Below are 9,773 nucleotides of genomic sequence, written 5' to 3'. Positions count from 1 at the left end.
GATTATCCTGAGCACAAGAGAAAAAGAAATCTTGCGACTCGTTGCCGATGGAAAATCATCACAAGAAATAGCCGATATCCTTTGCATTGGAAAAAATACTGTGGATACCCACCGCAAAAACATCATCAAAAAGTTTAACATAAAAGGCAAAAATGAGTTCTTTCGGTTTGCCATAGAACGCAAATACGACTTCATGTAAGAATACAACCCAATAAAACAGTAAAAAATCACCATTAGTGGTGATTTTTTTTTGGTTTCTATTCAAGTACTTTGACCTGTCAAATTAATAGAATTTGGTTAGTTAAAAAGTTGACTTAGGACTCCTGCCCGAAAAAAATATTGTGGTATTTATTTAAAAAGGGCAGGTTTACTAAAACCCTCAGCAGCCGAAAAGAGGAACTAGAGTAGGCAACAATTTAATTTGAATGGTATGAAACTTCTAAAACTGGGCGTTGAAAACAACGATGTAAAAAAATGGCAATACTTCTTAATGGGGCAAGGACATTATCACGGACAGGTAACGGGCAAATTTGATTCGATTACCCATGCCGCAACCATAGCGTTTCAAGAAAAACAAGGACTTCAACCCGATGGTGTCGTGGGCAACATTTCTATAGGTCGCGCGATGCAGTTGGGATTTGGACTCATAACCGATACCCGAACCGACATAAGCAGTGAAAACTTTCCTAGCAAACCCAACTTTCCGCCATTAGTTTCGAATGCCGAACGTGCCGTGGTATTTGGCACTATAAAATTCAAATCAAAGCCACTACCCGACAACCCTGAAAACATCGAAATTACCAACAACTGGGACAGCCAAAACATCATAAAAGTGATGGTGCCACAACTCATACCCATTAAAGGAACGGCCACCGTTTATTTTCATAAAAAAGGAGCCAACCAACTTGTAAAACTGTTTAAAGACTGGGAAACAGCAGGACTACTGCACAAAGTACTCACTTGGGATGGTGCCTATAACCCGCGTTTTGTGAGAGGAAGCAAAACAGTGTTGAGCAACCATGCTTTTGGGACTGCTTTTGATATCAATGTCAATTGGAACCGACTGGGTGCCATTCCCGCACTAGTAGGACAAAAAGGAAGCGTGAGAGAGCTGGTGCAAATAGCCAACAACAACGGCTTTTATTGGGGCGGACACTTCACCAGAAAAGACGGAATGCACTTTGAAATTGCCAAAGTAGTATAACAACTAAAACCCTCGGCAGCCGAAAAGTGGATTATTGTGTAGGCAGGAATTTAAAATTTAGCAATTATGATAGAAGAAAACAATCTGGTTATGTCGTATCACCGCATGCGACGCTGGGTGGGGTATCTCGGATTGGGATTGCCATTTGCGCTTGTTATAGGCGATTGGCTATTTCATAATTTAAAAATTTACCAAAATCCCAATTTGATGCAGATGTGCCAAGGCAACTATACATCAACCAATCATTCTCGAGTTAGCATTAGTGAATATTTTTATACGCCCATGGGCGAACTCTTTGTAGGTACTTTGTGTGCTGTTGCCTTTTTCCTGTTTTTATATAAAGGTTATAAAAAACGCCCCGGCGAGTTGATGCCCGGCGATAGCTTTATGACCAATTTTGCTGGGATATGTGCCCTGTTGGTAGCCATTTTCCCTATGGATTTAGAGCATTGCACCACTGATAATTTTAGAACCTTTATAAGCCACAAGCCGGTAGGATACATCCATTATGGGGCAGCTGTATTGTTTTTTGTGTCATTGGGCATTATGTGTTTGGTGAATTTCAGACGCACCGATACCGTAGCCAATTTTGGCACTAAAGCATCACACAATTTTTACAAAGGGTGTGGCATTGGCATTTTTGCCTCCCTAATTTTAATTCTGCTTTTTAAGCTGGTTCCTTTTTTGAACGAATGGGCAACAACCCATGACTTTGAATACTTATTTTGGTTCGAAACCACTTCACTACTCTTCTTTGGTAGCTCCTGGCTCAAAAAAGGACAAGTGAGCAGTAATTAATAATTAAGACCAACCCTAGGTAGCCGAAAAGAGGATTATAGAGTAGGCGGAATAATAAATTTAAGAATTATGAAAACAATTATATCAAAATATCTCATTTCAATAGTTTTTTTATTGACTTCATACTCATTAGCTTTTTCACAAAATGAAAGAACTGAATTTGTAGATACAGATGAGTTTGTTGCTAAAATAATCAGTCCTGATTTTTCAGTTTATTTTAAATCTGATGACCAGAAGAAAGATTTCAAAAAATTAAGAGAATATCTAAGTAAAAAAGAAGATCTTTTTAAGGAACTCAATATACATCTCGAAAATTATTATGATTACACTAAAATAATTCAATCTATAGATTATAATCTTAATAATATCGAAGGAATAATTAAAAATAAAAAAGCAACTGACTTAGTAGAAATAAATCCAGCATTATTGAGTTTAGATTATTATCTCTCTGGATATTATGATAAATCGGATATCACAGCTTTTAAAAAAATTACAGTCAGTGAAATAGCCAATAAAAAGAATGATTTAGAAACAATAAAGAAAGAATACAGTAAACAAAATCAATTTAGAACTAATTTGAAAAAAAACATAAAAAATGTAAGTGCAGACATTAGAGAATGTAGGAATCAAATAGATGATAGTTCAGCTGTTGAAAACAGAAATCAAGAGTTTAGAAAAACAATAAGTATATATTTTACTATACTCATTGGAATATTGTTAGTCATTTTTTTCTTGATAGTTTATTTAAAATCAGACAATACTTTATCAAAGGAACTGTTAAGTGGTTATGGATTGCAATTTATTACACTGTTTGTTTTAATAATTGCTGTAATACTTTTTGGAATTTTAGGTATTCTAGAGAGTAGTGAACTATCTGCAATTTTATCTGGAATTTCTGGATATATTCTTGGCAAAGGGATTCAGGATAAAAAGACGATCGATTTAACTCAATTAAGTAATTCCGGAAATCAGATAAGTAATCCAACAAATCTAAACAATGTTAGTTAAACACTATAGACCCTCGTTAGCCGAAAAGAGGAACTAGAGTAGGCAAAAAATTAAAAATTTAGAAATTATGGAAGTAGTTCGTTTAGAAATCAATCAATTAAATATTGATAGACCCAAAAAAAGATGGAAAATTTATTTTGTAATTGTTGCCGAGCATCCTACAGAGGTTGACAAAATGGTATTATCTACAATACCAGTAAATCCTATACGAGTAACGCCTAATCAAAATAATGAAATTCATTTTTCAGATGCAACGCCTGGCAGTGAGGGTTTGTTTTTATTACGACGTGACATGCCAAAAAATAAGGAGTTAAATGTTCATTGCTATGTCAGACATTCAAGATCAGATGTTAGAGATGCCGGGGCGATTATGAAAGATATTGAAAAAGAAATAGGAGAAGATGCCGTAGGGAAAATTTCAGATATTTTGGGTACCACAAACCCGTGGCTAGTGGTCACAAAAGCTGCAATACCTTTAATAGGAAAGATTTTAACCAAAGTGCAAGATAGAGAAATGGGTTTTATATCAATGTTTGAAAGATTTGGTGAAGAATTTGAACACGATGGAGAAATTGACCGAGTAAAAACTGGCGGGTTTTCAACAGTGGTATATACTTGGGCAGTAGATAAAGGATAAAATAGCACAGCCCACCATGACCACCATCCACTCACCGCCATAAAAATTGTAGACCTATACCCTACGAGCGTAGGATATAACAAAGTAGTTTCATTATATATACCCTACGAGCGTAGGATATAGTAAAGTAGTTTAATTACATATACCCTACGAGCGTAGGATATAACAAAATAGTTTCATTATATATACCCTACGAGCGTAGGATATAACAAAATAGTTTAATAACATATACCCTACGAACATAGGATATAACAAAATAGTTTCATTATATATACCCTACGAGCGTAGGATATAACAAAATAGTTTAATAACATATACCCTACGAACGTAGGATATAGTAAAGTAGTTTCATAATACATACCCTACGAGTGTAGGATATAGTAAATGAAATATAAAAAACAAAAAAGTAAAAATTAATAACTTAAAATTTATTATTATGAAGCCAAATCCAAGAATGTTATTTGGAAACATCTTTGACGATGAGAGAATAACCCCTAGCTATTTAGCCCGTTTTGCAGACGATGTCATTGCCAAATTAATTCAAAACAATACGACCAACGATTATAACTCTGTGCTAGCATTTTTGCAAAACGCAATGATACCGCTTCGAAAAGAGCTAGGCGAAGTAGATACAACACTCAATACACAAGTGGGTAAAACTGCCACTGTTGACAGTTTTATAGTTGATTTTACCAAGTACATGAAAGACAATTATGTGTTTATAGCAGCGGCACTAGGTGGCGATAAAACCGCTGCTTTCAGAGAGTTTTATCCCAAAGGAAAAACAGAGTATAACACCATTACCAAAACAAAAATTCCTACCATAATGGAACGATTAAATACCGTAGCCGTTACCTATCAAACGCAACTAGGCGCAACAATTAGCACCCAATTGCAGGATTTTCAAACCCAATGGACTGCGTTGCGCGGAAGCCAACTGCAACAAAAATCAGCAGTAAAAACCAACCGCTCCGATAGAACCGTTGCCCGAAGAAATGTAGAGCTAGAACTGTTGAAAACCATCCATTTCATAGCCAATAAATTTCCTGGGGATGTAAAATTTAGCATGGTATTCTTTGATTTTAACCTGCTCTTTGGCGCACGCCATAAAAGCTTGGAAGATCCTGTGGTATAATAAAATAGAAAACAACAACTTTGTCAAAGTTTTAACTTTGACAAAGTTTGTTATAAAATTGTAGTATTTTTGGGAAACAAAAAAATAAATAGTCGCTTATACACCCATATTGGGATAGAGATACGCAAGTTATTGCGGGTATTTAGGAGTTAACTACAAGTTTATTGAAAAAAGACGTAAATAATTAAAACATGAATAAAATACTTATATTGTGGTGTGTTTTCGTTACATCCGAAATGTTTTCTCAGATTGAAGAAAAACCAATTAATTATAAAAAAATTAATTTTATCTACGAAACAAAGTCAAATTATTTCATTGATGAAGATGGAATTTACGCTGATAGTTTATTGATAAAGTTAGACTTCCCTGAAATTAAATTCACGACTGTAAATAAGTTAATTCAGAATGAAAATTACAATTCTTTTATTCCGTTAAAAAATTTAAATGAATCAAATATCAAAAAACTTTGCGCCATCTTATATCATACAAATCAAAAGTTTATTGGCGAATATGATTTGGAAAAGAACGAAACAAATTTTAGAGTTGAAAGAAATGACGAATTGACAAAAAAAATATTTAAAAATATTTTGAAAGAACGTTATTCAAACTATTTTTATAAAATAGTTATAAAGTTCTCAAAAGACAAAATTCATTTTAACTATCCTAGTGTAAATTACACTTTCACCATAAATGAAAAAGCTAAAAATATTATCATGGAAAATCAGTTAATTGGAAGATACAAAGAAGTTGTAAATAATTTAGAATTTTCTAACATAGTTTTTCTTAACATCAATTTAGATTCTAAAATAATGCCAGATGATATTTTTACAAATAATAACTACGGAGTCGAGGTAATTAAGAAATTGAATGAAACAACAATCTTGAAATCTGTAAAATATTATTAATAGAACCCCTGCGCGTTTCCTATCGAGTGGTAGTTACACTCCCTTTAAGAAGTCGCCTTTAGGAGCAATAAATTAGATAACAACAACTTTGTCAAAGTTTTGAACTTTGACAAAGTTTGTTATAAAATAGTAGTGTTTTTGGGAATAGAAAGGGAAATAAACATTTAATGAAAATAATATTTGCAAGTAAGTTACCAATGAACGAAGTAAAGGTTATATAAAAGGACACCAAAACTTAATTCTCGAAGAAAATGAGGACTTAGGAAGCAACCTAAAATATTTCAAAACTTCTTTTGTTGCTATCAATCGAAACAAAGACCAATTAAAAATTGATATAACAAAACAATGCACCCAAATGCTTTGCTGGAAAGAATGGATAGTTTTTTTCATTGTTTTACAACCTAGATAAAAGATATTTCGCTTCTTTGGAGCTTGATTTTTCTATATCTTTATATCCTTGGTTTAGCAACCAAGGCAACAGGTATTTCGCTCCTTCGGAGCTTGATTTTTCTATATCTTTATATCCTTGGTTTTACAACCAAGGCAACAGGTATTTCGCTCCTTCGGAGCTTGATTTTTCTATATCTTTATATCCTTGGTTTTACAACCTAGACAAAAGATATTTCGCTCCTTCGGAGCTGGGAAGCATAAAGCCACATCGTGGTTATATATTGGTCAGACCGAGTGTAAGCTCGGTGTGTGAAACCACAAATCATCATAATAAACCGCGTAGCGGTGACACATTTGTAACACTGAGCGTAAGCTCGGTGAAGAGCGAAAGCTCGGTGAAGAAAAGCACTAACAAAGTAGCCACAACGTGGCTATATATTAGTCAGACCGAGTGTAAGCTCGGTGAGTGAAACTACAAATCATCATATTAAACCGCGTAGCGGTGACACATTTGTAACACTGAGCGAAAGCTCGGTGAAGAGCGAAAGCTCGGTGAAGAGCGAAAGCACGGTGAAGAAAAGCACTAACAAACTAGCCACATCGTGGCGACACATTGGCAACACTGAGCATAAGTTCAGCAAAAAGAAAAAATATGGCAAATAGTTACACCCAAATACATCTTCAGTTTGTATTTGCAGTTAAATATAGAAATGCGGTAATTGCCCATACTTGGGAAACCGATTTATATAAATACATAACTGGCATTGTACAAAACAACAAACACAAACTTATTGCAATCAATGGAATGCCCGACCATATTCATATTTTAGTTGGTTTTCATACTACTCAATCTATTGCAGATTTAATGAGAGACATCAAAGCCAACTCATCCAAATGGATTAATGAAAACAATTTTACAAAAGAAAAATTCGAATGGCAAACGGGTTATGGTGCATTTAGTTATTCAAAATCGCATGTTCAAAACGTTATAAATTATATTTACAACCAAAAACAGCACCACACAAAACAATCTTTTTTAGACGAATACATAGCACTTTTAAAAAAATTTGAAATAGAACACAACATCGAGTATAGTTTTAAAGAATTACTATAACAATAGGATCAAAAGAATATCATGATACAACAATCGTACAACTTTGACTACCTTTTGAACTTTGACAACGTTTGTTATAAAATAATAGTATTTTTGGAAATAGAAAGGGGAATAAACCAAACTGAGATTGGTGAATGTTTAAACGGGTATACGTTAGTTAGGGGCAACCGTACCGCAGACTGTGCAAATAAAAACATATACAGAAAAAAGTATTATTTAAAAATCGCTAATTTTGAATTCGACAATAAAAAGTGAAATACATAAGAATCTTGTTTATGAAAAACTGACTTTGATTGTAATTTTAAATCACAAAGACAAATATAGTTAGTTATGAATATTTCTATTTTTAAACCTAAACACGCTTTACTACAAAAATATATTAGTAGCTATTTTTTTCTTGAGCAATCTGAAACAGAAATATCTGATTTTCTGATCTTTCCTAGTCTTTCGCCCAATTTTTCTTTTTCGATTAATACTAGCACAGAAGTGATTAATAATAATAGAGTAATTACAAAACAAAGCAAACCAAATTCAGTTGAATCTTTCCTTATTGCTGACAATTCAAAACCGATGCATTATACTTATTCGGGGAAAATTTATGAATTAAGTATAAGTTTTAAGCCATTAGGAATTAATGCTTTTTTGCCAAAAGATTTAAACTACTATGTAAACAAAGGGTATGTATCTCATTTTCCCTATGATGATATTCAAAAAACCTTGATGAGAATTTTGAAAATCCCAAATAAAGAAGAAGCAATTGATGCCTTAGAAACCTATTTAATCAGTATATACAAACCTTTTAAACATGTGTTTTTAGTTCATGTTGTAGAAGATTTTTTTGAAACAAAGGGTAATTTCAATATTGCGGCTATAACTAAAAAACACCAATTAAGCAGACAAACGCTAAATACATATTTTAAAAAATATATCTGTCGTTCTGCTGTTGAAAGCAAGAGAATAATCAGATTTAGATGTGCTTCTGAAAATTTTTTTCAAGATACAATTACGGAACTAACCTATGATGTTCATTATTTTGACCAATCGCATTTAATAAAAGATTTCAAAGCGTTTACAGGTCTTACACCCAAACAGTTTTTTGCTCAAATTTATACTACAGCTGATTCGCATATTATGTGGATATAAAACGCTTACTTGACATTTTTACAATTTTAGTATTTCAAGTGGCACGTATTTTTGCAATAAATTTATAAACGCAGAAATATGAAAAAGGTTTTATTATTGACGTATTGTCTCTTTGCGACTACTTCAGTTTGCTTGTTTGCCCAAGAAATTCGTGAAGGCGATGACTTTTATTTACATGTCAACAAAACTTGGCTTGATACTACTCAAAATCCATCTGTGGTTTTAAAATTAATTAGTGAAAAAACTGATTTAAAATTATTAAAAATCCTTAAAAAAAACGCGCAAAGTCAAAATCTTAATCTAAATTCTCCAGAAAAGAAACTTGCTGATTATTACAATAGTGGCTTAGATACAGTAAAAATTGAAACTAGAGGTATTCAGCCATTATTGAAATATTTTGATAGAATCGACAAGATTAAAAACATTGATGAATTTTTTAATCTTGTTGCCACATTATATAATGAAGGACATGGGTGTTTTTTAGGTATTGATGTTACTCAAGATGATAAAAATAGTCAATATATGGCTTTATTTTTAACCCAAATTGGTTTAACATTAGGGATACCTTCAGTTTATAGTGAAGAAGGCGAAATTTTTGATGCAATACGAAACAGTTATAAAAAATACAATCAAACAATTTTTGAATTAATTGGGCAATCAAAAGAAGTTGCAGAAAAAAATTCAAATGATGTTTTTGAATTTGAAAAAGAAATGGCTAATTCTTTTATGCCTGAGGCAGATTTGTACAATCCAGATTTAGCATATAATAAAATGACTTTAGTTGAACTCGAAAAGTTAACGCCACTAATCCATTGGTCAAAACTATTTAAAATCATGAACATCAAAACAGAAAGTGTAATTATTCAAAATCCAAAATACCTTATTGCATTAAATACTTTAGTTCAAAACAAAGATTTAGAAGTTTGGAAAAATAAACTAAAAGGATACATAATATTAAAGAGAACAGCTGCTCTAAGTTTTCAATTTCGTGAAGCTTTAGTTCAATTAAAATCGGTATTCACTGGAGGTAAAATTTACACTCCTAGACAAGAAGAGTTACTTACTGTGTGCAATAATGAGATCTTAGGACAACTTTACATCAGAGAATATTTCAATCAAAAATCAAAGGAAAAAATTGAAAATATAGCACTTAATATAAAAAAAGCATTTAGAGTAAGACTTTCAAAAAACCAATGGATGACTGAGGAAACCAAAAATAAGGCATTAAAAAAACTTGATGCTTTAGGATTTAAAATAGGTTATCCTGAAAGCATACATGATTATAAAGAAGTTAAAATTAATACATCATTGTTTTTTGAAAATATGGATAGTTGGTCTGCCTACAATTTTAAATTGAAAACGGAAAAGATTGATGAAAAAATTGATAAAAAAAAATGGCACGAGGTACTTCCCCAAACAGCAAATGCCTATTACGACCC

The 9,773-nt window shown here is 32.6% G+C and carries 10 protein-coding genes; all 10 read left to right on the top strand.

The window, feature by feature from the left end; all coding sequences use genetic code 11:
- A partial coding sequence (locus ACK5ON_RS08050) for a response regulator transcription factor (RefSeq protein ID WP_409821513.1) occupies positions 1 to 199 on the top strand: 199 nt, incomplete at its 5' end.
- Between the two features lie 231 nt (positions 200 to 430).
- Positions 431 to 1,204, top strand: a complete 774-nt coding sequence (locus ACK5ON_RS08045) for a M15 family metallopeptidase (protein WP_409821511.1) — start codon at positions 431 to 433, stop codon at positions 1,202 to 1,204.
- A gap of 66 nt (positions 1,205 to 1,270) precedes the next feature.
- The gene (locus ACK5ON_RS08040; RefSeq protein WP_409821509.1) at positions 1,271 to 2,002 is read left to right on the top strand and encodes a DUF998 domain-containing protein; all 732 of its coding nucleotides are present in this window, start codon (positions 1,271 to 1,273) and stop codon (positions 2,000 to 2,002) included.
- A 69-nt stretch (positions 2,003 to 2,071) separates the two neighbouring features.
- Positions 2,072 to 3,010, top strand: coding sequence for a hypothetical protein (locus tag ACK5ON_RS08035; protein ID WP_409821507.1), 939 nt, complete (start codon positions 2,072 to 2,074; stop codon positions 3,008 to 3,010).
- A 67-nt stretch (positions 3,011 to 3,077) separates the two neighbouring features.
- Complete coding sequence (locus ACK5ON_RS08030) at positions 3,078 to 3,647, top strand: hypothetical protein (RefSeq protein WP_409821505.1); 570 nt, start codon at positions 3,078 to 3,080, stop codon at positions 3,645 to 3,647.
- A gap of 436 nt (positions 3,648 to 4,083) precedes the next feature.
- Complete coding sequence (locus ACK5ON_RS08025) at positions 4,084 to 4,782, top strand: hypothetical protein (protein ID WP_409821503.1); 699 nt, start codon at positions 4,084 to 4,086, stop codon at positions 4,780 to 4,782.
- A gap of 191 nt (positions 4,783 to 4,973) precedes the next feature.
- Complete coding sequence (locus tag ACK5ON_RS08020) at positions 4,974 to 5,687, top strand: hypothetical protein (protein WP_409821501.1); 714 nt, start codon at positions 4,974 to 4,976, stop codon at positions 5,685 to 5,687.
- Between the two features lie 1,042 nt (positions 5,688 to 6,729).
- Positions 6,730 to 7,191 (top strand): IS200/IS605 family transposase, encoded by a 462-nt coding sequence (tnpA, locus tag ACK5ON_RS08015; protein WP_409821500.1) that lies wholly within the window; start codon positions 6,730 to 6,732, stop codon positions 7,189 to 7,191.
- A 330-nt stretch (positions 7,192 to 7,521) separates the two neighbouring features.
- Positions 7,522 to 8,334 carry a helix-turn-helix domain-containing protein gene (locus tag ACK5ON_RS08010; RefSeq protein ID WP_396157626.1) on the top strand — a complete coding sequence of 271 codons (813 nt, stop codon included), beginning with the start codon at positions 7,522 to 7,524 and terminating at the stop codon, positions 8,332 to 8,334.
- A gap of 78 nt (positions 8,335 to 8,412) precedes the next feature.
- Positions 8,413 to 9,773: hypothetical protein (locus ACK5ON_RS08005; RefSeq protein ID WP_409821498.1), on the top strand; the 1,361-nt coding region annotated here is incomplete at its 3' end.

It is taken from the genome of Flavobacterium sp., from assembly GCF_046317795.1.
Lineage (GTDB): Bacteria > Bacteroidota > Bacteroidia > Flavobacteriales > Flavobacteriaceae > Flavobacterium.
Note: the sequence above shows the minus strand (reverse complement) of the source record. Positions and strands in the feature narration are given on the sequence as shown.

Excerpts from the sequence above, each read along its gene's own strand:
- ACK5ON_RS08045 (WP_409821511.1), top strand. The coding sequence starts at position 431 with ATGAAACTTCTAAAACTGGGCGTTGAAAACAACGATGTAAAAAAATGG.
- ACK5ON_RS08040 (WP_409821509.1), top strand. The coding sequence starts at position 1,271 with ATGATAGAAGAAAACAATCTGGTTATGTCGTATCACCGCATGCGACGC.
- ACK5ON_RS08035 (WP_409821507.1), top strand. The coding sequence starts at position 2,072 with ATGAAAACAATTATATCAAAATATCTCATTTCAATAGTTTTTTTATTG.
- ACK5ON_RS08030 (WP_409821505.1), top strand. The coding sequence starts at position 3,078 with ATGGAAGTAGTTCGTTTAGAAATCAATCAATTAAATATTGATAGACCC.
- ACK5ON_RS08025 (WP_409821503.1), top strand. The coding sequence starts at position 4,084 with ATGAAGCCAAATCCAAGAATGTTATTTGGAAACATCTTTGACGATGAG.
- ACK5ON_RS08020 (WP_409821501.1), top strand. The coding sequence starts at position 4,974 with ATGAATAAAATACTTATATTGTGGTGTGTTTTCGTTACATCCGAAATG.
- tnpA (WP_409821500.1), top strand. The coding sequence starts at position 6,730 with ATGGCAAATAGTTACACCCAAATACATCTTCAGTTTGTATTTGCAGTT.
- ACK5ON_RS08010 (WP_396157626.1), top strand. The coding sequence starts at position 7,522 with ATGAATATTTCTATTTTTAAACCTAAACACGCTTTACTACAAAAATAT.